Source organism: Pseudomonas sp. S2_C11 (assembly GCF_054668395.1).
Genome location: NZ_CP162765.1, coordinates 1226986 through 1252748, shown reverse-complemented (window position 1 = coordinate 1252748; position 25763 = coordinate 1226986). Strand labels below are relative to the sequence as shown.

General features: G+C 51.4%; 18 protein-coding genes and 2 pseudogenes. 3 read left to right on the top strand and 17 right to left on the bottom strand.

The window, feature by feature from the left end:
- Window positions 1-72: 72 nt before the first annotated feature.
- Window positions 73-2067, bottom strand: a complete 1995-nt coding sequence (locus tag AB4N48_RS05805) for a polysaccharide biosynthesis protein (RefSeq protein WP_150637733.1) — start codon at window positions 2065-2067, stop codon at window positions 73-75.
- Between the two features lie 351 nt (window positions 2068-2418).
- Between AB4N48_RS05805 and cysC the strand changes: the two genes are divergently transcribed.
- The 3 genes from cysC (at window position 2419) to AB4N48_RS05790 (ending at window position 5287) form a co-directional block, all read left to right on the top strand.
- Window positions 2419-3009, top strand: a complete 591-nt coding sequence (cysC, locus tag AB4N48_RS05800) for an adenylyl-sulfate kinase (protein WP_150637731.1) — start codon at window positions 2419-2421, stop codon at window positions 3007-3009.
- Window positions 3009-4388, top strand: a complete 1380-nt coding sequence (locus tag AB4N48_RS05795; RefSeq protein ID WP_252868061.1) for an FAD/NAD(P)-binding protein — start codon at window positions 3009-3011, stop codon at window positions 4386-4388. The genes cysC and AB4N48_RS05795 overlap by 1 nt, the downstream gene beginning before the upstream one ends.
- 137 nt (window positions 4389-4525) lie before the next feature.
- Window positions 4526-5287, top strand: coding sequence for an SGNH/GDSL hydrolase family protein (locus AB4N48_RS05790; RefSeq protein WP_224787287.1), 762 nt, complete (start codon window positions 4526-4528; stop codon window positions 5285-5287).
- Window positions 5288-5355: 68 nt separating this feature from the next.
- Here AB4N48_RS05790 and AB4N48_RS05785 read toward each other — a convergent pair whose 3' ends face one another.
- From AB4N48_RS05785 to rpsA, 16 genes and pseudogenes are all read right to left on the bottom strand, one after another.
- Window positions 5356-6339 carry an NAD-dependent epimerase/dehydratase family protein gene (locus AB4N48_RS05785; protein WP_224787286.1) on the bottom strand — a complete coding sequence of 328 codons (984 nt, stop codon included), beginning with the start codon at window positions 6337-6339 and terminating at the stop codon, window positions 5356-5358.
- 214 nt (window positions 6340-6553) lie between these two features.
- Entirely contained in the window at window positions 6554-9253 is a 2700-nt protein-coding gene (locus AB4N48_RS05780) for a glycosyltransferase (protein ID WP_460143631.1), read from the bottom strand.
- Entirely contained in the window at window positions 9181-11478 is a 2298-nt protein-coding gene (locus tag AB4N48_RS05775; RefSeq protein WP_460143630.1) for a sulfotransferase family 2 domain-containing protein, read from the bottom strand. The genes AB4N48_RS05780 and AB4N48_RS05775 overlap by 73 nt, the downstream gene beginning before the upstream one ends.
- Before the next feature lie 144 nt (window positions 11479-11622).
- Window positions 11623-12996 (bottom strand): ABC transporter ATP-binding protein, encoded by a 1374-nt coding sequence (locus AB4N48_RS05770; protein WP_150637726.1) that lies wholly within the window; start codon window positions 12994-12996, stop codon window positions 11623-11625.
- On the bottom strand, window positions 12986-13804 hold the full coding sequence (locus AB4N48_RS05765) for an ABC transporter permease (RefSeq protein WP_252868062.1): 819 nt from the start codon (window positions 13802-13804) through the stop codon (window positions 12986-12988). The genes AB4N48_RS05770 and AB4N48_RS05765 overlap by 11 nt, the downstream gene beginning before the upstream one ends.
- Before the next feature lie 774 nt (window positions 13805-14578).
- Window positions 14579-16321 carry a glycosyltransferase family 2 protein gene (locus tag AB4N48_RS05760; RefSeq protein ID WP_460094927.1) on the bottom strand — a complete coding sequence of 581 codons (1743 nt, stop codon included), beginning with the start codon at window positions 16319-16321 and terminating at the stop codon, window positions 14579-14581.
- Between the two features lie 447 nt (window positions 16322-16768).
- A complete protein-coding gene (locus AB4N48_RS05755; RefSeq protein ID WP_150637720.1) occupies window positions 16769-17788 on the bottom strand; it encodes an MraY family glycosyltransferase in 1020 nt (339 codons plus the stop codon).
- Window positions 17785-18746, bottom strand: a pseudogene (locus AB4N48_RS05750) (UDP-glucose 4-epimerase family protein). The gene AB4N48_RS05755 and the pseudogene AB4N48_RS05750 overlap by 4 nt, the downstream one beginning before the upstream one ends.
- A pseudogene (locus AB4N48_RS05745) lies at window positions 18743-19665 on the bottom strand (glycosyltransferase). Before AB4N48_RS05745 ends, AB4N48_RS05750 begins: the two co-directional pseudogenes overlap by 4 nt.
- A 57-nt stretch (window positions 19666-19722) precedes the next feature.
- Complete coding sequence (gene rfbA / locus AB4N48_RS05740) at window positions 19723-20613, bottom strand: glucose-1-phosphate thymidylyltransferase RfbA (protein WP_150637714.1); 891 nt, start codon at window positions 20611-20613, stop codon at window positions 19723-19725.
- Window positions 20610-21503 carry a dTDP-4-dehydrorhamnose reductase gene (rfbD, locus tag AB4N48_RS05735; protein WP_150637712.1) on the bottom strand — a complete coding sequence of 298 codons (894 nt, stop codon included), beginning with the start codon at window positions 21501-21503 and terminating at the stop codon, window positions 20610-20612. The genes rfbA and rfbD overlap by 4 nt, the downstream gene beginning before the upstream one ends.
- A complete protein-coding gene (gene rfbB, locus AB4N48_RS05730; RefSeq protein WP_101155399.1) occupies window positions 21500-22576 on the bottom strand; it encodes a dTDP-glucose 4,6-dehydratase in 1077 nt (358 codons plus the stop codon). Before rfbB ends, rfbD begins: the two co-directional genes overlap by 4 nt.
- Window positions 22577-22799: 223 nt before the next feature.
- Complete coding sequence (locus AB4N48_RS05725; RefSeq protein WP_076563762.1) at window positions 22800-23039, bottom strand: LapA family protein; 240 nt, start codon at window positions 23037-23039, stop codon at window positions 22800-22802.
- A 30-nt stretch (window positions 23040-23069) separates the two neighbouring features.
- Entirely contained in the window at window positions 23070-23366 is a 297-nt protein-coding gene (gene ihfB, locus AB4N48_RS05720; protein ID WP_007950920.1) for an integration host factor subunit beta, read from the bottom strand.
- Window positions 23367-23519: 153 nt separating this feature from the next.
- On the bottom strand, window positions 23520-23798 hold the full coding sequence (locus AB4N48_RS05715) for a hypothetical protein (RefSeq protein WP_122700170.1): 279 nt from the start codon (window positions 23796-23798) through the stop codon (window positions 23520-23522).
- A 192-nt stretch (window positions 23799-23990) separates the two neighbouring features.
- The gene (gene rpsA / locus AB4N48_RS05710) at window positions 23991-25676 is read right to left on the bottom strand and encodes a 30S ribosomal protein S1 (RefSeq protein WP_016770920.1); all 1686 of its coding nucleotides are present in this window, start codon (window positions 25674-25676) and stop codon (window positions 23991-23993) included.
- Window positions 25677-25763: the final 87 nt, after the last annotated feature.

Below are 25763 nucleotides of genomic sequence, written 5' to 3'. Positions count from 1 at the left end.
CCAAGCTGCTCTCCAAACGTAGGTCATGATGGAGGGAAGTCAAAAATGCGAGCGTTACAGGATGTGAAATAATCAAGGTTCGAGGCGGCGTTGCTGGTAGATCCAGTCGACGATTTCGCCATCGGGGGTGTAGCCGGAGACGGTTTCGCGCAGGAGTTGGCGGACGCGGGTGTAGTCGTCGGCCTCGACGGCTTTCAGGAGTTCACTCAATCGGGCTTTTAGGACATCCCAAGGAAGATGATCCTCATTGGCGCTCATGATCATCGGATGCGACGTGGCTGCGACGTTGTCGCCGATCAGCAACTCCTCGTACAGCTTCTCGCCTGGACGCAAACCGGTGAACTCTATGGAGATGTCGCCTTGAGGATTGCGCTCGGAACGGATGCTTAAGCCGGACAGGTGGATCATTTTTTCCGCCAGTTCGACGATTTTTACCGGCTCACCCATATCCAAAACGAAGACATCCCCGCCCTGCCCCATAGAACCGGCCTGGATGACCAACTGTGCGGCTTCGGGGATGGTCATGAAGTACCGGGTGATCTTGGGATGCGTGACCGTCAGCGGACCACCGGACTTGATCTGGCTGTGGAACAACGGAATCACAGAGCCGGAGGAACCCAGCACATTGCCGAACCGCACCATTGTGAAACGAGTTTTGTTGACGCGGGAAACATTGGACTTGTCTCCGAACAGCACAGGCGCAACCTCACGGCTCAAAGCCTGCAAAGTCAACTCGGCTAGACGTTTAGTGCTGCCCATTACATTGGTCGGGCGAACGGCCTTGTCCGTAGAGATCAGCACAAAGTTCGATACACCAGACTGCAAAGCTGCCTGGGCTGTGTTGAGCGTTCCGATCACATTGTTCAGCACACCTTCGGCAATATTGTGCTCAACCATAGGTACATGCTTATAGGCCGCCGCATGGTAAACCGTCTCGACTTTCCATGTTTTCATGACATCCAACAACTTGTCTTGATGACGAATTGAACCGAGGATCGGTAACAATCTGATAGAGACCGACTGCCGACAGACCCGCTGCTCCAGTTCTGACAGAATATTGTAGAGATTGAACTCACTGTGCTCGAACAAAATCAAAATCGTAGGCCGTAACGCAAAGATCTGCCGACATAACTCCGAACCAATCGATCCCCCGGCGCCGGTGACCATGACGGTTTTGCCGTGAATGCAGCGAGCGAGCAGGTCGGGTTGCGCGGGAACTGAATCGCGTCCCAGCAAGTCAGCAATATCGACTTCCTGAATATCCTCAACCTTGACGCGACCGCTGGCAAGATCGGTGAAATTGGGCACACTGCGAACATGCAGGGGAAACCCTTCGAGAACATTCAGAATTTCCCGACGTCGTGCGCGGGTAGATGATGGCAAAGCTAGAAGAATCTCTTGTGCCCCGGTCACATCAATCATTTGTTGTATGTGTTTGGGTTTATAGACCTGAAGTCCGGAAATCGACCGATCAGAAATTCCGGGATCATCGTCAATAAATGCGACCGGGCGCATGACCCGCCCCATGCGAAGCGCTGCTACAAGCTGATTACCCGCAACCCCCGCCCCATAAATGGCAACTTTTATCAAGCCATCATTACGACTTGCAAATGGTACGTGTTGCGCAGCCGTGAACCAATCGCCCATGAAATACTGTCGCAGACACAAACGCAGGCCACCGATGATGACCATGCTCAACCACCAATAGTTGAAAACGATCGAACGAGGAACAACAGATTCATGATTGCTGTACCAGAACACAACTACAGCCAGAATCAATGAGGAAAGACTGACCGCCTTGACGATCGCGATAAGCGCGTCGTTGCCAAAGTAGCGCATGACAGCGCGGTACATGCCAAAGCGTATAAAAAACGGGATCGCAATAACTGGCGCACATGCGAAGAGCCATATATGAGCATTGATCGGGTTATACATATCATCGACGCCCAGACGTACAATGAAAGACAGCCATAAAGCGACCCAAACCAATACGACATCGGTAAGCACCTGCAACAAACGTTTTTGTTTGCGAGGCAACCCCAACAAGACCGTCCGCACCTTATCCATTCACCCATCGGAGCACGCAGCTCCCTCCTTAAGCAGTCGAGGCTGGCATTCTACTCCCAATATTTGAATGATCATCTGAATAGTTGATTGCGCCATGTCAACCCTAGCACTGGATCGACCGACTCCGGCCGATTCTGCACGAGCAATTTGCCGGGTGCATAGCTACAATCCACCATTACCGAAAATGTAAAGCGCTCTCAGATTTGCGAACCCCCTTCGCCTGCCGATCCACTTCATCAACACACGGCAAAGATCATGAAAGCACGGAACCGGAGGCCGCACCGCTCGTGCAGGCATCTCCGTCCATCAAGCCTACATCATTTTCCAATTTTCAGTGCTTAATGAGAAAACATGTCCGAAAATCTTGTAGCTCACACAACCGCAGTGAACGCAGAGCGCCGCAGCCTCATTAAAAATCAGCGACCTACTGTCATTTGGCTCACAGGACTCAGCGGAGCGGGTAAGTCGTCCATTGCCAATGCCTTGGAGCTGGCGCTTTGCAATGAAGACCGTCATACCTACCTCCTCGACGGTGACAATGTCCGATTGGGTCTTTGCCATGATCTGGGATTCAGCGACAAGGATCGCATCGAAAACATACGACGCATTTCCGAAGTCGCCAAGCTTTTCATTGATGCAGGATTGATCGTTATCACCGCATTCATCTCTCCGTTCAAACGTGACCGCGCGTTGGCCCGCGAAGTCATCGGCGCAGAAAACTTCATTGAGGTATTCATCGATACTCCCCTCAATGAATGTGAACGCAGGGATCCGAAAGGCCTGTACAAGAAAGCCCGTCAGGGACTGATTGCCAACTTCACGGGCATCGACTCGGCCTATGAGCCACCGGAAGATCCGCAGATAGTAATCAACACACTGGAAGATGATCTGCAAACTGCCGCCCGGCGTATTATCGACTTCATCAACAAGCCATCACGCTAATGAAAACTCTAGTTATTATCGGTGCCGGATTCAGTGGCACTGTGGCCGCCATCGAATTTCTGCGCTCTGCCGCCGAAGACACCCGACTGATCATCATCAATCGATCTGGCGCAGTTGCGCGGGGTCTTGCTTATGGCACCAGCAGTTCAAAACACTTGCTGAATGTTCCTGCAGGCAATATGAGCGCCCTTGTCGATGATCCCGACTCGTTTCTGCGCTACTGCCAGGTCCGGGCACCCGATACAACCTCCAGTTCGTTCGTATCCAGAAAGTTGTACGGCGACTATCTTGCTACACTCCTGGAAGATGCAGAAAAAGACTTCGGGCGCCCTACCGATGTAGTACGTATCTGTGCGGAAGTGGTATCGCTCAAACCGCAAGATCAAGGAGCGCAGATTGAATTGTCTTCGGGTGAGAGAATCCTTGCCGATCACGTGATTCTGGCTTTTGGCCATTTCCCTCCGCGCACGCCCGCTGCGCTGGCAAGCCTGTTGGAGTCACCGCACTACATCGCAAATCCTTGGAGCGGATCGGTCAGCGCCATGGAACAACAAGGTGAATCGGTGCTCCTGATCGGAAGCGGCCTCACGGCTCTGGACGTCATTTCCAGCCTTGGAAAGGTGAACGACGGCAGTCGGATATATTTGCTGTCGCGGCGAGGATTGTTGCCACTGTCCCACAGGGCAAACAAGGGCGGATTGCAGGCACCGATACCCTTTCGTGATGAAATGCTGAATGCTGCCCCCACCATATTGAGTTACCTGCGCGTCCTCAAATCGCAAGTAGAAGCGGGCGAAACGCTCGGACTGAATTGGCGCGATGTTGTTGCTGCGATACGCCCGATCACTTCCCGTCTGTGGGCTCGCCTGCCGACGACTGAGCGCAAGAGGTTTCTCCGTCATCTGCAACCCTATTGGGATGTTCATCGCCATCGTGTAGCGCCGCAAACGCATGAGTTCTTCGCAGATGCAGTCAAACAGAAAAAAATCATACCGTTAGCCGGGCGTATCCGCTCGATGGAAACATTCGATGGAAAAACGCTGATTACTCTGCAGCGGCGCGGTCATCGTGATACGGAGCAATTGCAGATTGATCGCATCATCAACTGTACGGGACCTAATTCCAATCCAGGCATGATTGACGAGCCTCTGATTCAACAATTGATAAGAGACGGGCTGATTGCTGTCGACGATCTTGGTTTGGGTTTGCTAGTCGACGACAGCCTCTGCGTGCAGTGCAAAGACGGGAAAGCACTCTCATGGCTGAGTTACGTCGGCCCAATGCTCAAAGCCGGGCTCTGGGAAGCCACAGCCGTCCCCGAATTGCGTATACATGCCAGCTCGCTCGCCCGAAGCGTATCCGGAAAATTCCGGCCTTGAGTAATTAACGGACCCAGGGATCGCCAACACATCGCATCCTGCATGCCACATGCTGGCCTCCCTGGTTCGAGTCATCCGCGACAGCTAGCAGCTATCGGGTGATCTCAAAGAAACCCCCATCAGGATCCATCCAGACAATGAACTCTGTACTTGTGCTCGGCGACTCTCACGCTTTGGTATTCAGCTCAGAACACATGAGAGATCTATTTCCCGACCATGTATTCGAAGTGACATCAGTGGGCGGTGCAACTGTATCCGGATTGCAGAATCCTAATGCCGTTACTCAAGCCTTGCCGCAATACCTTGCTGCGCTGCAAACGACTACCGCGAAAACAGTCATAGTGATGCTGGGAGAAGTCGATACCGGCTTTGTAATCTGGTACCGAGCACAAAAACATGGCAGCTCGGTGGAGCGAATGCTTGAGAAGGCCGTTGGTAACTACCAGAACTTTTTGCAGCAGATTGCTAAAACAAATCAGGTAATCTGTATCAGCACTCCGCTCCCCACTATCCGCGACGATATGCAATGGGGCGATGTTGCCAACTTGAGAAAGGAAGTAACTGCCTCCCTGTCTCAAAGAACCCGGTTGACCATCAGATTCAACTCAATGATGGAAGCCTTCTGTCTTGAAGAAGGCATAAACCACCTGAATTTCGACACGCTTTCCACTGATGAGACGGGTTGTCTGAAAGAATCCCTCCGCAACCCCGATCCCAGCGATCATCACTACGATCCGACAGCGCATGCGAAGATGATCGAACCTTTATTAAAGCCATTACTCTTGCAAGATAAGCACCGCGAACCGCAATGCACTAAATCTGCGACACCCGCCGGCAACAACACTGAAAAAATTTCTGCCATCAGCAATCTGTTGCGAATATTCTTGCGCTGGAAATAAAACAACCCGTTGACTCCTCAACGGGTTGAATCGATTGTCTGGCTGCACCGCGAATCGACGTCCGACTGTCAAGCAATTCGCGAGGAAGGACTCTCCTCCAACCATGCTACAAACTGCTTGAGTCCCTGCTCGAAGCTGACGGCGGGCGCCCATCCCAGCGAACGCTTCGCTCGCTCGATACACAAAACACTTACAGGCACATCAAACCCTCGTGCAGCCTGGTACTGCCGATCAGCTACACGTCCCGTGATTTTTTCAATCGCATCCAGCAACTCATTCAAACTGTGTCCATGTCCGGAGCCGATATTGAACACGTGTTCATCCGTTGAGCGCTCAATAGACGCTAGCAAAGCTTGAACAACATCCGCTACGTGGATGTAGTCACGAACCACCGACCCGTCGCCCCAGATCTCAATAGGCTCACCACGCAATACTTTACCGAGAAAAACCGCAACAGCCCCCTGACTTGAATGTGTCCGCTGCCCTTCTCCATATGGATTTGCCAATCGCAAGACGGTGTAATCAAGACCATGCAGGCGATGAAAAAGGGCCAGGTATTTCTCGATTGCCAGCTTCGCAATTCCGTACGAACAAGCCGGGTCTGTAGGATGCGTTTCAGAGATAGGTACCTGAACGGGATCCCCATAAACGGTTCCTCCCGATGACACGAAAACAATCTTCTTGATACCGGCCTCGACGGCAAGATTCAGCAAGCGAATGGTTCCAACCAGATTGCTTTCGATATCAAAAACCGGATCCGCGTTCGATGATTTAGGCAGCGTAGTCGATACCAAGTGATAACAAATGTCGCAGTCTCGTAGCGCTTCGCTTATATCAGCCTCGCTGGTGAAATCACCCTCATACAACTCAAAACGTGTATCGGTGGTGTGTGAATCTCCTAACGCTACGACGTTAGGGCGATCAAAGCAGCGCACAGTATGCCCTTGATCGAGCAATGCCTCGATCAGATGGGTACCGATGAAGCCGCGACCGCCCAATACCACCGACCGCATTGCTCTCGAGGTGGAGGTGTTCTCGGATATTTTCAACATTAATCTCCAATGCTTCAAAGGCTCGATTTGCTGTCGGATGAGCAGTTGACGTAGCCCTGCGATAATCAGCTGTTTCAAAGCTTTGCGAAAAAAGGGGCAGTGACAGGCCATGTAGCACAAAAGGAGCCTATGAGACGACGCGAAGCGCTCCACAGCCTGACCAGCTCAAACTGTGGAACCTCCTTCATGCCTAAGGCAAGCCCTTAATCGCCGTCTACACAGCAGGCGGCGATACCAAAGCAGACTCGTCGCCAGCTCGCTCTTCCCGGCGGGCTTTGATGTCACGTTCGAACAAACGAATGTATTGTCCTGCAACTGCGTCGATTCGGTAGCGACTGGAGACCTCTTTCACCAACCCCAGCACCTCGTCATACCTTGCTTTTTTGCTGGCAAAATCGGCGATTACTTTCGCAGTATGCTCAATAGGGATCTCCCAGTCTTCAAGTACGATTACCTCACCGGCCATCTGATCGCCTATCGTCAGCATGTTTCGAATATCGCCAACATCGGATGCGATATATGGCTTGCCCGCGAAAAGGCAGTCAACAATTGTCAGAGGGAAGCTCTCGGACTTGAACTTGGTGAGCATAATCCCCATGTCCGCCGCGGCATAATGTCCGACCGAGTTATCACTGAATCCCGTCAAGCAGACGAAATCAGGAGCCCCAACACGGCAATATTCGTCGTATACAGGTCCATTACCGACCAGCAACAAACGTATGTCGACTCCCGAAAGGTTACGCGCCAAAGCTACTGCCTGTATGGTCTCATCCCAGCCCTTGTCAGGTATTGCCCGACTCACACAGCAAAGTACAAAAGCGTCCTGCGCAATGCCCAACTGCTCACGTTCGATAGCTACCACGGCTGGGGGCTGCAAGCCATTAGGTACTTTGACGAAACGTTCAGGGTCTTTCTCACAGATAGAAAGATTAGCGAAAGGAACGATATTCTTTTCAGCTGTATAAACCCACGTAGTCACCTCACTATTTGCCGCCTTGAGCTGTTCATGAGTTACAGCGAAGGCTTCACCGTGCTCGATCATTCCGTGCAAGGAAGCAACGTGAGAACCCAACTCCGAAAATACGCCAGGAAGACTTATTGGATACTTCTGCGTATGCCATTGATGGCTGTTCAAGGCTTCTATACCGAACTCGTGAATAAGCGACTTCACCTCATGAAGGTCGTTCGTTTCGACGAGCGGAACATCCGCACGTAGCATACGGCGAACGCCGTCCTCTCGCGCTGTAAGTCCGGCACTCAGCAGAAGCACCGAAAAACCTTGGCGCTTAAATTCGTTCGCTAGGCGGATTGGCAAGATTTCCGCACCACCCGGGTAAAAGCCAATCGTTGAAACCATGATGTTCGGAGTGCGATTGGCGCGAGCCTCAGAGATAGCATCGCGCCCATACCACGCGTAGAACTCTTGTTGTGAGTTCCCAACGTTAATATCGTAAAGTCGCTGGCTACTCTCTTCACACATTTCAAGAACCGAAAGGGGGACGTTGTACAGAGCCTGTACTGTCTGGCTTGCCATCCCGAGTTCTCGATAAAAGACTTCTCGCTTATAGGTAAGCTCTGCAGCACTGCCGACGTAACGGCGGAAAAAATTCGTCCCCTCGACCGAGTAAGCGACTTTGCCTCCGCGAATGAGATGAAGGTAAAAAACCCAGTCACCCGCTACTCGCATGGAGAGCCAGGCCTCATCATCAAGCAACGGTAAATCTATCGGCCGCTTGAAAACGACACCGCTAGCGTTAGGAATCGTATTTTTAATCCCCAGTGCATAACGCACTTCACTGTGAGCGGTATCTACGTACGATTCTGTCCATTTCTCTGCGCATTCCAGGTCACTGACATACTTGTGGAACTCACCCTCTTGGACGACCTCATCACTGGTGACGAATTCGCAGCGTGCATAGGCGAGCATGACGGCTTCATCATCGAAGCAGCGAACAAGAGCCTGAAGAAAGTTTTCGTCACAGTAATCATCGCTCTCGGCAACCCAGACAAGATCCCCCGTTGCTGCCTTGATACCCTTCGCCCATTGCCTGAACACGCCACCAGAATTGTTCTCGTTGAACAATGTGACGGTTACGTCCGGAAACCGCTTTGCATACTCATTCAATATCGAGCGACTTTGATCAGACGAGCAGTCATCCATCAAGATAACTTCAAAATTCTTGTACGTTTGGCCATAAATACTATCCAAACGCTTACGCAGAAAACGTTCATGATTGTAATTTGGCACAACAACCGAAACTTTCGGCATCAACGTCGCTGACTTGATGTCCAACAACGCACGACTCGTCTCGTTAACGCGACCAAAACCTGCAATTTTGTCAGGTTCTAGAAACAGTCCACGACTCCAGTCATTCCAAGCATTCACGAACACCAACTGCCGATCTTCGGAGTGTGTATTCTTAGCACTTTTTATTGTCGCATCCAGCCAACGACGGTACTCGCGCGCTAAAAATCGAGTATAAACCAGCGGGGAATTTGCATCATATGCAGATTCATCTCTGGCCAAAGTAATACCGTTAAAAACCGGAAACGAATGTGATTGAGCGTTTTCCGCTCGTGTAATGCCATTGGCCACAATTACCGAGTAAGGAACAGCGGATATACCATTCTTACGCTGTGGAGCAAAAGTGCCAATCTCACCTGAAACAGGCTCTACTGGCAGTTCCAGAACGCCATCACATAGCGATGAGAGCTTTTCGCTCCACACCGTTTCATTAATCTGTGTCGACTGAACGATCAGATACACATCAATGTCATGTTGGACGAGTTGATCGTGTAGCTCATTGATCACATCGAAATTGTTGCGTCCCGAGCACTCGATTACAACGACAGGACGTCCATCAATACGCAGATATCGCCGATCGCGAACAGCCTCACGCAAACGTACCGGCACTTTTTTTCTTGCTCTGAAATTTTCACGCAAAACTGAAATTGAATGTTTTTATGATCAAGAAAAACGTCTACTGGCTGGCGCTTATCTTCAATGCCTTCGCTGCTATTCCACTCGAAACAAAAACCGTACAATCCATGGGCTTTGGCCAGTCCCACCTGCTTGGCCAAAACTTGGCTATCCAGTGGATCATAAAATCCAAGATAGTCATTCGGCAGTAACTGAGCCCCGCCTTTGGAGGCGGCACGCGCCTCGCGAAACTTATCCCACTGCGGCAAAACATAAAGAGCAAAAAGTTTTATGCTGTTTTTAGCACGACCAAAATTTATATCATCTTCATAACGGATCATCGCTCCCGGCACCGCGATCCGTTGTTCCGAGGCACCTGAAACAACGTAATGCCAAAACGGATTTATATTGGCGGCGGCGATATCCTTGTACATCTCAAGATAACCGACAGTATCGAAGTCATCGGAAGGATTTTTCCCTTCAAACCAGCCAAAACTACAATAATGTCGAACAGGCTCCAGACCAATATTCTTTAACTCTGGATACATTGCCAGATAGTAATCAGCATCAAACAACCCAGAATTCTTAATAACTTCAACTTGCTCTGCGATAACGTCCGGAGCAACCTGTTTGAAAACGCGAGGTATGGCCTCCACCTCTACACGTTTTTTTCGCGTCCAGGTGCGTGCGTGACCAGCAATAGACCGTCCTTCCAAACTACCGCTTTTAAGGTAGTGAACCAATGGATTCACAGCCGCAGCGGCAACGTCTGGATAATCACGCAGGTATTTTTCGGTATTGAATAACGCAGAGGGGTTGCGCCCTTCCTTCCACCCATCGATCAAATAGTGCATGAGTGGATCAACACCCTGATCTTTTACATCGGGATTCTTGGAAAGGTAGTAACTCTCATCGAAAAGCTCACTGGCGTTCAGTAGTTCAATCGAGGATTCACCTGCGGGAGAGCGCCGTTTTTTCAGGACTTCGATAGCTTTACCCAAGGACGTATTGCTCAGCCTGCGGATTGTCCGGCGAGCCAGCACACTGGCTCTACGCAACGGCGAAGTCACACGCCAGGAGTGCGAGTTATGAGTTTTTTGCAGTTCTTGCCTTACCGCAGCAACTTCAGAATCCCTTTGCTGTTGCAGGCTGGAAATCTTCTCCTCGCCCCCAACAACCTGAGCCTTCAGAATATCGATCTGACGCGTGAGGTTCGCAATTTCGGCTTCACGCTTGCCCGCAAGAAGACGAAGTTCGGTAATTTGTGTGGCACCCTCGACTAACGAAGCATTCAGCGACCCGACCTTTCCCTCGAGCATGCCAACTGTCTGACCCAGGGTGACAATTCGCGCAGTGCGCTCTCCGAGGGATTTGTGGCGCCCCCTGATCAGCTTGATCGCGCGCAAAGCAAGCATGAGCTCATCGTGGGTAAATGATTCCTTGGCTTTAGGTGGCTCGGTGTCATAACCCAATACCGCAAAATCCTCAGCATACAAACTCCGGATCAGACTGGCACTGCGCTCTGTGACGAACTCAGGAAGATAAGGAATCAGACTTTCGTTTGCGCGACGCTCGGCAAAAGGGTCAGGAAGGAACTCACCGAGGTGCTCGGACAATGCCTTACTGAGCCGGGATGACTCTTCAATTTTGGCCAGCACGCTATAGTTGATCAGATCAGGGCGCAACAACATGACTTGAGGAGTCCAGTGTTGATCCCAGAATGTTGGCGCTTCCTGACTGGCAAGGTGCTCAAGAAACCCCTCGAACGCCAAGGAGATATCCTTCGCATCTTTCAACGGCTGATGATAAAAATCTCGCTGAAGATAGGGCCCAACCTGTTGTGGTTCCTGCAACAGCAATTTTGACTGCCACGCCGAAAATATTCGCTTGTACGGGTTTCTAACCACAGCAAATCGGAAATACGAGTCCGAGGTCAGGGCTTCATGTAATGCCTCTGGAGCAAGTCCCGTGACAGTGGGTGCGACCCTGTGCATCTCATGCACGATTTGATCCGGGTTGCTTTCTGCACTATCAGTGATCTCGTTAAGCGCTTTCGAGCAGCCTACCAACGATGCAAACCACCATTTAAGGGATGTACACGCGACTTTTGGTGTGCTCACGTACAAGAGCTTGTGCTGCTCCGAACGATAGCCACTCCAGCGGAGATAGTTGAACACTGCGGCTTCGTCACTTGGTGGCCATTCACTGATATTTAACATTTACGTCATAAACCTTATGAATATGCTGCAGCGCAGCATCAAACTTCCGAGTCCATTATTCCATTACACAAGTCAACAACGTCGCCTTTGACTCGTCGCGTTGCGTCGAGCGGTCGGCTAGTTCCTTTAGCCGACAGCCAACCGCTAAATCGTAGCTTTCCGACCAACTTCCGCTTGAGGTACGCTCGCCATCAAATCCACATAACCGAATGAGTTCAGCTTGTCCTCGGATACAACTCGAAACATGATCGCATCCATGATTCGATGAGCGCAGCTTGGTTCCTGATTTGACCAGACACCGCCTCCTACAAAGTAAACGCCCGGCAGCAAGCTCATATGAAAAGAAAACTTTATATTAAAGTCACTTCCCGCACTCACAGGTTCAAAATAGGCACCATCCTCAGGAAAACGCTGACCTGTTACAACAGAGCCAGAAACATTACGTATATGGATGCCCCAGAACGTTGCGTCAAAACTTTCGCTGAAATGGCCGGCTACCTGCATATGATAAGTGCTGCCAGCCTGCAGAACATTCACCTGACGTCCATCGGCATCAAGTATCGAGAACGACGTAATCTCGGCCCCTTGGGTTGGATAGATTGCAGTGGTTTCAGGCACCAGTCCCGAATCAAACGAATCCTCCGACACATCCACGGAGACAACACGAGGTTTCTGGGTGGTTTTCTGGAGATCAACGTTTTCTCCAGTTTTATCCGCTTCGAGGTAGGCTTCAACCAGTCTTTTGTATTCCGCCTGTGGAGCATAAATAAGCTTTTGGTAGGCCCTTACCGCTTGAGGTGCCGCACCGTACATAAGCCGGGTGCCATGGTCGAGTAGCAAGGTTCTGTCACACAGTTCAATAATGCTCGAAGCCGAGTGCGACACGAACAAGATGGAGGTGCCCTGGCTTTTCAGCTCTTCCATTCGTGCAAAGCATTTACGTTGAAACTTTTCGTCGCCAACGGCAAGCGCTTCATCGACAATAAAGATGTCCGGATCAATCATTGCTTGGACGGCAAATGCCAATCGCACCACCATACCGCTTGAGTAACTTTTGACAGGCTGCTCGATAAATTCACCGATGTCCGCGAAAGCCGCGATTTCATCGAAACGTTGATCAATCTCTTCCCGCGCCAGCCCAAGGACTGCGGCATTCATGTAAACGTTGTCGCGTCCAGTGAACTCGGGATCGAAACCCGACCCCAACTCAAGCAAAGCAGCGATGCGCCCATGGGTTTTCACGGTGCCGGTCGTAGGGTTCAGCGTTCCACAAATCATCTGCAGAAGAGTGGACTTACCGCTGCCGTTACAACCGATTATTCCGACCGTTTCGCCTCTCTTCACTTCGAAGGAAACATCACGCAGTGCCCAAAACTCTCGGTAGAACCGACTAGGTTGCATACGTACCGTGGCCTGTAGGCGAGGCACAATAAATTGCTTGAGCCGATCACGCGGCTGATCGTAGATTTCGTAGCACTTGCTCAGGTTCTCAACCTTAATCGCGACTTCAGAGGACATCAGCAAATCCTTTACGTGTTTTCTGGAACCAGGCAAAACCCAACCAGGCAATGCAAGTAGTGGCGATCCAATAGATTCCCAATATTTCAAAATTCGGCAATTTTCCCCAGAACAAAACATCCCGGGTCATCTCGATCGCTGGCGTCAGCGGATTAAGGTACAGCAGATGACGGTACGCCTCGGGAAGCGCAGTCGCTGGATAGAAAATCGGACTCAGGAACATCAGAACAGTTGTCAAAATACCTATGAATTGAGACACGTCGCGCAGGTAAACGCCCAGCGAAGCCAATGCCCAACTGACGCCCATGATGAACATTATAAAAGGGATGACGATCAGCGGCAGGTAAAAAGCCGTTGCATGTGGCATGCCGAAAAATATCCCGTAGGCTATGAACCATACACCGAGACTGATGGCGGCATGAAACAACGCTGAACCCAACACGACCACCGGAAGGATCTCAAGCGGATAAACAACTTTTTTCACGAAATTGACCTTGCCAAGAATCAGGCCAGGAGCGCGGTTAATACACTCGGAAAAAAGGTTGAAAATGATCAACCCCGCAAACAGGATGAGGGCAAATTCGGTCTTCGAGTCACTGTCCACACTCCACCGGGCACGAAGCACGGCACTGAATACAAAAGTATAAACCGCGAGCATCAGCAACGGATTAAAAAACGACCAAAGCAACCCCATCGCAGAACCGCGGTACCTGCCGAGCACCTCCCGAATTGTCGACGCTTTGATCAGAGCAACGTTTCGCCAGAGACTGACGAACATTTCCAATGGGTTGGCAGAGAACTGGCGCATCAAGCAAAAACCTCAGCAAAAAAAAATGCAGGTCGGCACGCATACCGAGCGGCGAGCGTGGGGGTCATACCCAAGGAGAAAAAGCAGAAGCTTCGATGGAAAATACCGCGTTCCTCTGCGTACGGTTCGAGGTACGTCGGCGTGTAGCTGTACATAATCAGGGGATTCCATTCATGAGAGAAAACGATTCCTTGGGAAAAACAGTCCGCTCCACTGCTGCGCCGCAAATTAGACCAACTGACTCCAAGAGTACCGTTAGTCGCATAGAAAAGAGGGCGTGGCAAAACTGTTCCTTCCTCAAAACCGCATGACAGCGGGGCGGTGACAACCGTGGCCGGAATAAAAACCGGCTCTACCTTTCCAGGCAGCATGTCGGAGCGATGGCATGGTTTGAGCCCCTTGCCCTGCAGCCCTACGTGACAAATCCGACGACTGAAAATCAGACAACTGGCCCATGATCATGGAGGTCAATATTCTGTCGGATGATATCACTCAATACGACATAGAAACACGGGTTTTCCCTTGGCAATACGTATGCCGGATGTAGACACATGGCCCAAAGAAACGCGCAAATTTTACCCGATTGTTTATGGCGCAAAGCGAGGGAATCTCATAGGTAAACCACAAGCGTCTGCGCCATAACACAAGAAGACCAAACCCTATCGGCACCCAGTCAAAAAATTTAAATCGTGAGCGCCAAGCCATTCGCAAAAATAAAAAAGCTGCCTGAAAAGGCAGCTTCTCCTAGACACCAAGACTAACCAATCTAGAAAATCACTGGTAACGTTCGCAAGACTTCAGTGCGCGGCTCTTGGCGACAAGATAGGCATCATGAAGCTGCTTGTGGCGAGCAACCCTCACGTCCGACTGTGCAGGAGTTCGGAACAACGAGGTGGTCTTTGGAACATAGAAAAATTTATTCCTGTAAGCATAACGCAACCAGAGATTCCAGTCCTCAAGGTTGCTCATATCTGTTTCGAAGCCACCCCGCTCCAAATACAACTCACGCTCAAACATAATAGATTGAATCGGAATATAGTTATGATCCAGTAGCACCTCATAATCAAATGGCTGCTTAAACGAATCAGGCGTTTCATAACTAAGCTCTACATAACGCCCGCCACTGTCGTTGACCGTACCAACTTCCATAGCCAGCGAATAGGCCGCCACCGCTTCCTCATTCTGTAGCAGAGCCGCAACTAAAACTTCCACATGATCGGCAAACAGCAGATCGTCATCATCCAGAAAAATGCAGTATTTGCCTGATGCCATTTCCAGACCATAGTTTCCGGTTACCGAGCGTCCTACTTTTTCCAACCCGAAAAAACGTACATTGCGCCCTTCAGAAAACGGAGTATTTTCGACAAGCGACTTCATTGTCGCTCCTCCATCTTCAACTACAATCAGCTCAATATGAGGATACGTCTGATTGAGCACCGACATGATCGACTGCCTCAAAAACTCATCCCTCTTCTGATAAGTGCGCGTGACAATAGTGACTAACGGCTGCACGACAAAAGTTTCGCCAACATTCCAAAAAGCCCCTTCCCTGATCATTTCGTAGTCAAACCCCCGGAAGGGAAAGCTGACATTCTTTTGCAGTCCTTTTCCCGCCAGGAAACAAGGTGTCTTTTTTATCAAACGGAAGACACTGCCCACTACATCTCGACGGGATCCCGGATATACCTGCGGCCTGAGCAGCAATAAAAACTGCAATGCAATACCACCCACCTTGTCGATAAAATTGCCGTAACGCAGCCGCAGGTAAGCATTCGCCAAAGTGCTGCCGGTAAATTGAAGCGGCTTTATCTGATTCTCCTGCTCATAGGTGAAGTGATAAACCATCGCGCCAGGACAATATTTAAGTCGGTACCCGTAGGACCGGAATCGATAGGATAATTCGACATCCTCCCCGTACATAAATATCTGACGCTCATACCCTCCTACCTGAACATAAGCAGCACGACGAATCAATATACAAGCATGTGAGGACCAGTTGGTTTCGAGCGTTACCGGATCGTAATATTTTGGGTGTTCAAAAGGCGCCTGCCTTATCTCCCAAGACGCTACATCGTCCTGCCCTGACGCTAAAGCCATGCCGACAACTTTTTCTAGCGCATCCACCGAAAACTGAATATCGATATTGCTCACCAGAAAATAATCCGCCGACCCCAGGGAAATGGCTCGATCATGCCCGGCGCCAAACCCTATATTTTCTCCCTGTGTAATGCTGAAGCATCCAAAGAGGTCGGCACAACGAGTTTTCCAACCTTCAAGTTGAGCAACCGTATTATCCGAAGATCCGTTATCTACAAAAAACAGATTCAGCTTTTCACAAGGATAGTTTTGCGCTTTCAAAGACTCGAAGAAACCGTCAACCCATTTTCCGCTGTTGTAGGTAACGATTGATATATCGACAGCCGGTTGCTCGCCACTACCTAAGCGAGGTACGGCATACGAAAAACGACGCTCCGCTAATGCCTGGAGTGCCTCCAAATTGTTCTTGGAATCAATCACAGCAAAAAGACACGAACGAACCCTGCGCGAAAATAGCCCGACTCGCACTCGAAGACTCGCCAAAAAAGGAAATTTCTGATATAGCGGCCGAAGGGCCGCTTTTGGGTTCGAGAGTAACTGGCGCGACCCTGTCAGGAAGCAGCTGACAAACGATTTTTTCGAAGACCTCATACCGAGCAATTTATCCTATAAAACGACTTTTCAATTTTGAATATTTTGAACTGTATACCGCTTGACTGCGAAACTTCGAGTCTTTGATCCTGCGTAAAAACCGTCCATCAGTTTGAATAATTTCATTTATTCAACAGCGCTCAATCAGCATCCAATGCGTTATCTTTCAAGATAACCGGCAAATATACGACTGTCATCGATTACTTTCCAGACAGGACTGGCCCGGTTTACCTCCTTGAGGATTCGTCACCTACCCAACACGGAGGAGTCGCTCGGTTATCCTGGAACTTCCAACATGCCGGCGTTGTATTTTTTAGCAATGAACACCAGTGGAATATAAGCAACGAGAAGCGCCACGACACCAGGAAGCACACCGATTGCAGTCAAGAGAGCAAGCGGCGCTAGCCAAAGCAGATTGATCGCCAATACGCCATAGACGACTATCTTGTGGCTTCCATAGTGACGAGAGGCATATTGATAAGCGTGGCTTCGGTGCGCCTCGTAAATTTTATCCCCACGAAGCAGGCGCTGCGCGAGTGTCCATGTAGCATCTACAATGAACACCCCCAACAAAATCAGCCAGCACCAGAGTAATTCCGGGGCCTTAGCACACGCGATTATCGTCAGCAGCCCAATAATCAATCCAAGAAAGCCACTGCCGGCGTCCCCCATAAAAATCCTGGCGGGAGGAAAATTCCAACATAGAAAACCCCAGACAGCACCGGCCAACAACAAAGGCAACCACGCCAACTCTAGGTGCCCACTCACCCAGTAGACGAGACAAGCGGACAAGCAGACAGTGATAGCCTCTACACTTGCCAACCCATCAATTCCGTCCATGAAGTTGTACAGGTTGAGCATCCAGACGAGATAGATAGAAAAGAACAAACTGGTAAACCACGTCCAATCGAGCAGCCAACCGAGCAGTGATATTTGCACTTCCGAGCCTAACCAATACAAGGCCCAGCCAGCTGCCAGGAAATGTCCGAGAAGTCGCCATTTGGCCGCAACATGCCCATGATCATCAGTGAACCCCAAAATCGCGACCAAAGCGCCGGCTCCAGACAATCCGGCCATCGCGGGGAAGTCAATCAACTGCGTGTAATACGACACGGGCAGCATCACCAGAAAGGAAACAACTATTGCAACGCCCCCACCTCGCGGGGTGGGCAGAGTGTGAGAACTTCGTGAGTTTGGAACATCAATCAGGCTATTGGCCAAGGCATAGCGTCGCAAGACATATGTCAGCAAGAGCGAAACCACGAATACTGAAAGCAACAGCACACAAAACATCATTTTATTTGAGCATCCAGGTAGTGCCTGACCGTCTGAAGAATTGCACGATCCACACTCACTGGAGGCGACCATCCGAGAACCGAGCGGGTACTGGCAATATCAACTTCGAGAGAATCAAAAAGGCGCTGAGCTATGAGATTCTTGCCGAGTAATATCAGCGAACCCTTCAGCATCCAGATCGGGACAGGGATCAACAATGTTGGGCGATTAAGCGACTTTTTTATCACTTTCAGCAACTGGGTAGTCGAAATAGTCACACCATCACTGACTAGAAAAGTATTACCCGGGGCAGCGGGATGATCAACGCAATGAACAATCAAATCCACCAGATTACCTAGCGAAACCAAGCTGCGGCTGTTGTCCACCCCCCCAATGGCAGCGGAAAACCCTTGTCCAACCAGCTCATCATGCTCAAGAAGTTGGCTTTCACCCCGGGACCGTATACCAGCGGCGGACGTATAATCACCAGCTCCATACCGGTATCCAGACTGATTTCTCGCAAGCGCTGCTCCGCCTCATGCTTGGAATGCGCGTATGGATCATGAGGAGCCGGAGCGTCGTCGTACTTGAAAGGAGCCCCACTCACGGTACGCTCACCGTTCACCTTTATCGAACTGATAAATATGAAGCGCTTGACACCCGCCGCAGCTGCTTTGAGCGCCAAAGCAACGGTGCCCTCCACATTTACTTTTCGAAACTCGGCCAATGCATCCTGCGCGACCTCGTTCATAACATGAACGCGAGCTGCGCAATGGATTACAACTTGAATTCCGTCCAGGGCCGGCAGCTGCGAATGCCCGCCTAACGGACAGTTCAATACTCGACAAAGCCCCGATAAGCGCGAGGCACGGCGAACGGCGGCAATGGGGGTAAACTTGCGATCGAGTAGCAGGCGCATCACTACCCCCTCACCAACGAAACCCGAAGCCCCTGTGACTAAAACATTCGGTGAGTTCATTTAACTTTTTTCCTGACGATCGCCGTTGTCCAGCAGATGAGGAAAAAAATATCTTGTCACGAACGCGCCGCCGACAACGCCAAGCACTTAGAGAGAGCCTAAGCAACTGCCTGCGCCGCAAGCAAAACCATGACTGAACAAAGGGATCGGCGTACCTACCCACCAGCTCGGCGATGAGTTGTACCTGGGAAAACCACCAACCGTCATGAATCGTTTTATAGCGTACCGCGAGCGAATTGATGCCGATGTTTGCACCAACCTGATTGCGCTCATGCTGACGATATCGCATGGCAGGGACGGGATCAGTAAACCAACGAAAGCCATTACTTCTAGCAAATGCATAGCAGTACCAGTCATGTAGACTGACGCCCTGCAATGCTTGCCAATGAAGACATACCGCCGCTTTTAGATTCGTGGCCAGTCGATGATTGAGGACGTAAGTACAACCTGGCCCCGCAGCCTCGAACAGAAAATCCCAGGCAACTTGAGGCTGTGCCTTGTCAATCAGATGTGTTTTCCCACCCTCCCAGAACGCAACAACATTGCTCGAATAACCATCCACCTTCAATTCGTTGAGCTTTTCGTGCGCTCGGCGGAGCTTATTGTTATCCCAAATATCATCTTGATCTGCAAAGGCGATCAAATCGTAGCCGTCAAAATCTACGTCACGGATCAACCTGAAAAAATTACGCGAAGCACCGCCAAAGCTACCAGCTGGCGGCAAGACGATTACACGGGGGTGAACAAGACCATACTGAGCGCACCAAGCCTCAGTGCCGTCGGTTGAAGGGTCAATACTGACGAACACCTGCACATCGACCCCGGACTGCTCAAGAATCGAGGCCATCTGCTCCTCAATCCATTGCATACCATTAAAGGCAGCCAGCAAAACTGCAACCTTGGGATGTTTCACTGGCATACCGATCCTGTTAGAAGCTGTTCGAGCGTTGCCGCCGAAAAAGGCGAAGAACACCTTTTAGTGAGAAGGTGCATCCAGCAGCTTCTGCAGATACTGACCATAGCCAGTCTTTTTCAGCGCATCAGCCTGACGGGCTAATTGCTCTGTGGAGATCCAGCCGTTGTGAAAGGCAATTTCCTCGAGGCAAGCCACCTTCAGTCCTTGGCGCTGTTCGATCGTGTGCACGAAGTGACTTGCTTCCAGTAACGAGTCATGAGTACCCGTATCGAGCCATGCAAATCCACGCCCCAGCATCTCGACGCTCAGGGTCTTGCGTTCCAGATAGGCGCGGTTTACATCAGTGATTTCCAACTCACCGCGATCCGAAGGCTTAATATTTTTGGCTATTTCTACAACGTCATTGTCATAAAAATACAGGCCAGTGACTGCATAGTTAGACTTCGGCTTCAGTGGTTTTTCTTCGATACTCAAGGCGCGCCCGGAAGCGTCAAACTCTACAACGCCGAAACGCTCTGGATCGGACACGTGGTAACCGAATACGGTTGCACCTTGCTGCTGAGAACTTGCCGAACGCAGATTGTCCGAAAAGTGCTGACCGTAGAAAATATTGTCGCCCAAAATCAGGCAGCAAGGATCCTCGCCAATGAACTCCTCACCGATGATAAACGCTTGAGCGAGCCCGTCCGGGCTTGGTTGCTCGGCATACGCCAACTTGATGCCATAGAGGCTACCATCCCCCAGCAATTTGCGGAAACATGGAAGGTCTTCAGGCGTAGAGATAATCAAGATCTCGCGCATACCCGCCAGCATCAATACCGACAGCGGATAGAAAATCATCGGCTTGTCGTAGATTGGCAGCATCTGCTTGGACACGCCAAGAGTCAGCGGGTGCAGGCGCGTGCCCGAGCCGCCGGCGAGAATAATGCCTTTACGATTTTTCGTGGTCATTTGTTCAGAACTTCCCTAAGCATTCGGGTCACACCACTTTGCCAATCCGGCAAGTGTAGAGAAAAATTGTCGCGCAGCTTCTGGGTATTCAAGCGTGAATTTAAAGGCCGACGCGCGGGGGTAGGATAAGCGGTTGTATCGATCGCACTTATCGTGGTCACCGCAAGCTGCTCGCCATTGGCCTGAGCAAACTCGATAACGTAACTTGCGTAACCGTGCCACGACACCTCGCCAGCGGCGGCCAGATGATATAAACCTGACAGTTCCGGCCGTTGGAGCACTTGGCGAATCGTTAACGCAGTGACATCGGCAATCAGATCGGCACCCGTTGGCGCACCAATCTGATCAGCAATAACACTCAGTGTCTCGCGATCTTCTGCAAGACGCATCATGGTTTTGGCAAAGTTATTGCCTCGGGCGCCGTAGACCCAGCTTGTACGGAAGATCAAGTGCTTGCATCCCGACACTGTGATCGCCTGCTCACCTGCCAGCTTGCTCGCGCCATACCGATTGACCGGAGCGACCGCATCGGTCTCTTGCCAGGGGCGGTGGCCTTCGCCGCTGAAAACATAATCAGTGGAGTAATGAACCAGCAAGGCACCCAAAAGTGCGGCCTCTTCGCCCAAGAGCCGGCTTGCCTCACCATTCACACGATCGGCCAGCTCTACGTCGGACTCAGCCTTGTCGACTGCGGTGTATGCGGCGGCGTTGACGATGATATCGGGTTTAATCTGCCGAATCGTTGCCCGCAATGCTTCCAGATCGGACAAATCACCGCACAACCCATCGACAGAGTGACGATCCAGGGCGATCAACTCGCCAAGCGGCGCCAAGGACCGTTGCAACTCCCAGCCGACCTGGCCGTTCTTGCCCAGCAAAAGGATTCTCATGCCTTGCTCGAACGATCCGCATAGTTCTGATCAATCCACTGCTGGTAGCTACCGCTCTTAACGTGCTCAACCCACTCGGTGTTATTCAGATACCACTCAACAGTCTTGCGAATACCAGTCTCAAAAGTCTCTTCCGGAGTCCAACCCAGTTCACGCTGAATCTTGCTCGCATCGATTGCATAACGCACATCATGACCAGGACGGTCCTGAACATAGGTAATCAGGCTGGCATGCGGACGGTGAGCAGAATCAGGACGCAATTCATCGAGCAATGCACACAGTGTATGCACTACTTCGATGTTTTGTTTTTCGTTATGACCGCCAATGTTGTAAGTCTCGCCGATCACACCTTCGGTGACGACTTTGTATAGCGCGCGGGCGTGATCTTCGACGTACAGCCAGTCACGAACCTGGTTGCCTTTGCCGTACACCGGCAGGGGTTTGCCTTCCAGCGCATTGAGAATGATCAGCGGGATCAGCTTCTCAGGGAAGTGGCATGGGCCGTAGTTGTTCGAGCAGTTGGTGACCAGTGTCGGCAGGCCGTAAGTGCGGGCCCAGGCACGGACCAGATGGTCGGAGCTGGCCTTACTGGCCGAATATGGCGAGCTTGGCTGGTAAGGGGTGGTTTCGGTGAAGAGGTCTTCCGGACCTTCGAGGTCTCCGTAAACTTCGTCAGTCGAAATGTGGTGGAAGCGGAAATTGGCTTTGCGGGTGTCGTCCAGCGCAGCCCAGTAGTGGCGCGCTGCTTCTAGGAGTGTGTAAGTGCCAATGATGTTGGTCTGGATGAACTCGGACGGGCCGGAGATCGAGCGGTCGACGTGAGATTCAGCGGCCAGGTGCATGATTGCATCCGGTTGGTGCTCACGCAGAACGCGGTCGATCTGATCACGATCGCAGATATCGACGCGCTCGAAGGCGTATCGCGAATTCTGGCTGACTTCTGCCAGGGACTCCAGATTGCCGGCGTACGTCAGCTTGTCGACGTTAACGACTGCATCGGAAGTGTTGGAGATGATGTGACGGATGACTGCCGAGCCAATGAAGCCGGCACCGCCGGTAACTAGAATTTTCACGCGAAACGATACCCTTGAGCTGCGGACAGCGCTGCCAGCGAGCGCGGTCTAATCCATGAATGCAGAAGCCACTATCAGTTGGCATCCGTCAGAGTCAGTCTGAATCGACATGCATTAAGGCACGATCGAACAAGGGACGCATTTTACAGCTTAATGATGGTTTTACTAATGGATAAAGACAGGCTGAGGCGCAATTTCGACAGATGCCGTGCGCCTGTCGTTTTCAGACCAGTCGCTTGCGTGCAGCTCTGGACGAACGTCCAAGAAACCAGCCCAAAATTGGACCGATGAGCATACCAATCAGCAACGCCAACACTGCAACTACCGACACCGGCAACTGCGGGCCGGAAAAACCCAGAAACAAAAGCGAAACCGATTGCTGGTTTTCCAGCACAAACGCCAGAACAACCAGAACCATCAGCAGAAGAAAAACGCCAAGCAATATGCGTTTGAGGTTACGCATCCACGCCCCCTTGAATTTGAATAGCGAAGATCAAGCGCCCTCCTCCTCTTCCTCGTTCACGCGGTCACGCAATTCCTTGCCCGGTTTGAAATGCGGAACGAATTTACCGTCCAGACTGACAGACTGGCCGGTCTTTGGGTTGCGGCCGACACGTGGCGCGCGGTAATGCAGGGAGAAGCTGCCGAAACCACGGATCTCGATACGATCACCGGTGGCGAGGCACTGAGACATTTGTTCAAGCATGGTCTTGATGGCCAGCTCCACATCCTTGGATGAGAGTAGCCCTTGATGGGTGACAATTCGTTCGATCAACTCCGACTTCGTCATATTTTTCCCTTCTTTTTCAAGCAGCTAGATCAGCGCTTGAAAGGTTTTAGCATGCCCGGAAGATTTTGAACAGCCCAGGGATTGACATATCTTTCCCGGGGTCAAAACGCCCATTTTCAGGGCACTCCAGTGGCGAGCCGGATCGCCGCTACCCTAACGACACATCACCAGCATGGTCCGGGTCACGAAGCCCGCCGGATTAAAGCCAAACGGGTATTCGTCTTCATCTTTGGCATCGTCAGAACGGGTGATGACCTTATAGCCCTTGCCTTTACACTCCTTCGCTGCACGCTTCTGGCACTTTTCCCAACCGGAACCCAACCCGGAGCAATCAACCTCGATACCACTGACGCCGCGCACCGCATGGGTTTTCGCACTGGTGGTGCACCCTGCCAGCGCCAAGACCACTGCAATAACAAATAACTTGTTCATCCACTTCCTTATGCCAGGCAAGCCTGACGACTAATGCTCAAGATCAAGCTTAGTCGCGAATAGGCGATTGATCCGATTAAAGAAACAGACCCGCAGCCGAAGCCATTGGTTTCATGCACGGACGTACAAGAGCCAAATCGCAGGCACAAAAAAGGGCGACCGAAGTCGCCCTTTTTAATGATCAAGCAGAACTCAGTTCTGTTTGGCCATTGCTTGACGCAGCAGTGCCGCCATAGTGGTGTCAGCTGCTTCGCCTTCCGGAGCTGCTTTCAGGCTCTGGATGGCTTCTTTCTCTTCAGCATCGTCTTTCGACTTGATCGAGAGCTGGATTACGCGGCTCTTGCGATCAACGCTGATGATCTTGGCTTCAACTTCCTGGCCTTCTTTCAGGACGTTGCGCGCGTCTTCAACGCGGTCACGGCTGATTTCGGAGGCTTTCAGGGTAGCTTCGATGTCGTCGGCCAGAACGATGATGGCGCCTTTGGCGTCAACTTCTTTCACGGTACCGGTCACGATAGCGCCCTTGTCGTTAACCGAGACGTACTCGGAGAACGGATCGCTTTCCAGTTGCTTGATGCCCAGGGAGATGCGCTCGCGCTCTGGGTCAACCGACAGGATGACGGTGTCCAGCTCGTCGCCCTTCTTGAAACGACGTACGGCTTCTTCGCCCACTTCGTTCCAGGAGATGTCGGACAGGTGAACCAGACCGTCGATGCCGCCGTCCAGACCAATGAAGATACCGAAATCGGTGATCGACTTGATGGTGCCGGAGATCTTGTCGCCCTTGTTGAACTGGCCAGAGAAGTCTTCCCATGGGTTCGACTTGCACTGCTTGATGCCCAGGGAGATACGACGACGCTCTTCGTCGATGTCCAGAACCATGACTTCCACTTCGTCGCCGACTTGTACGACTTTCGAAGGGTGGATGTTCTTGTTGGTCCAGTCCATTTCCGAAACGTGTACCAGACCTTCAACGCCTTCTTCCAGCTCAGCGAAGCAGCCGTAGTCGGTCAGGTTGGTAACACGAGCGGTAACGCGAGTGCCTTCTGGGTAACGGGCTTTGATAGCAACCCATGGATCTTCGCCCAGTTGCTTCAGGCCCAGGGAAACACGGTTGCGTTCGCGATCGTATTTCAGAACCTTGACGTCGATTTCGTCACCAACGTTGACGATCTCGGAAGGATGCTTGATGCGCTTCCAGGCCATGTCGGTGATGTGCAGCAGGCCGTCCACGCCACCCAGATCGACGAATGCGCCGTAATCGGTGAGGTTTTTGACGATACCTTTGACTTGCTGGCCTTCCTGCAGGGATTCCAGCAGAGCTTCACGCTCGGCGGAGTTCTCGGCTTCGAGGACGCTGCGACGGGAAACGACAACGTTGTTGCGCTTCTGGTCCAGCTTGATGACCTTGAATTCCAGCTCTTTGCCTTCCAGGTGCGTGGTGTCGCGCACTGGACGGACGTCAACCAGGGAACCTGGCAGGAACGCACGGATGCCGTTAACGTCGACAGTGAAGCCGCCTTTAACCTTACCGTTGATAACGCCCTTGACCACTTCCTCGGCTGCGAAGGCTGCTTCCAGAACGATCCAGCATTCAGCGCGCTTGGCTTTTTCACGGGACAGCTTGGTTTCGCCAAAGCCGTCTTCAACCGAATCCAGAGCAACGTGAACTTCATCACCAACGTTGATGTTCAGTTCGCCAGCATCGTTGTAGAACTGCTCAAGCGGGATGAGTGCTTCAGACTTCAGACCAGCGTGAACGGTTACCCAGCGAGCCTGGTAATCGATATCAACGATAACACCGGTGATGATGGAGCCTGCCTGAAGGTTCAGGGTTTTCAGGCTTTCTTCAAAGAGTTCCGCAAAGCTTTCGCTCATTTTAATTCCTGTAGATGAGGGCGAAGTAAACGCCCATCTCCACACCCCAGACGGTGTGGGTTAGTTTCATTTAAAAGAAGCACCGCA

Bases quoted from the DNA above. Each gene is read 5' to 3' on its own strand.
- AB4N48_RS05775 (WP_460143630.1), bottom strand. From the start codon at position 11,478: ATGTTAAATATCAGTGAATGGCCACCAAGTGACGAAGCCGCAGTGTTC.
- rfbD (WP_150637712.1), bottom strand. From the start codon at position 21,503: ATGAGAATCCTTTTGCTGGGCAAGAACGGCCAGGTCGGCTGGGAGTTG.
- AB4N48_RS05805 (WP_150637733.1), bottom strand. From the start codon at position 2,067: ATGGATAAGGTGCGGACGGTCTTGTTGGGGTTGCCTCGCAAACAAAAA.
- AB4N48_RS05785 (WP_224787286.1), bottom strand. From the start codon at position 6,339: ATGTTGAAAATATCCGAGAACACCTCCACCTCGAGAGCAATGCGGTCG.
- AB4N48_RS05765 (WP_252868062.1), bottom strand. From the start codon at position 13,804: ATGCGCCAGTTCTCTGCCAACCCATTGGAAATGTTCGTCAGTCTCTGG.
- ihfB (WP_007950920.1), bottom strand. From the start codon at position 23,366: ATGACGAAGTCGGAGTTGATCGAACGAATTGTCACCCATCAAGGGCTA.
- rpsA (WP_016770920.1), bottom strand. From the start codon at position 25,676: ATGAGCGAAAGCTTTGCGGAACTCTTTGAAGAAAGCCTGAAAACCCTG.
- AB4N48_RS05715 (WP_122700170.1), bottom strand. From the start codon at position 23,798: ATGAACAAGTTATTTGTTATTGCAGTGGTCTTGGCGCTGGCAGGGTGC.
- AB4N48_RS05770 (WP_150637726.1), bottom strand. From the start codon at position 12,996: ATGTCCTCTGAAGTCGCGATTAAGGTTGAGAACCTGAGCAAGTGCTAC.
- AB4N48_RS05725 (WP_076563762.1), bottom strand. From the start codon at position 23,039: ATGCGTAACCTCAAACGCATATTGCTTGGCGTTTTTCTTCTGCTGATG.
- rfbA (WP_150637714.1), bottom strand. From the start codon at position 20,613: ATGACCACGAAAAATCGTAAAGGCATTATTCTCGCCGGCGGCTCGGGC.
- AB4N48_RS05795 (WP_252868061.1), top strand. From the start codon at position 3,009: ATGAAAACTCTAGTTATTATCGGTGCCGGATTCAGTGGCACTGTGGCC.
- AB4N48_RS05790 (WP_224787287.1), top strand. From the start codon at position 4,526: ATGAACTCTGTACTTGTGCTCGGCGACTCTCACGCTTTGGTATTCAGC.
- AB4N48_RS05755 (WP_150637720.1), bottom strand. From the start codon at position 17,788: ATGATGTTTTGTGTGCTGTTGCTTTCAGTATTCGTGGTTTCGCTCTTG.
- cysC (WP_150637731.1), top strand. From the start codon at position 2,419: ATGTCCGAAAATCTTGTAGCTCACACAACCGCAGTGAACGCAGAGCGC.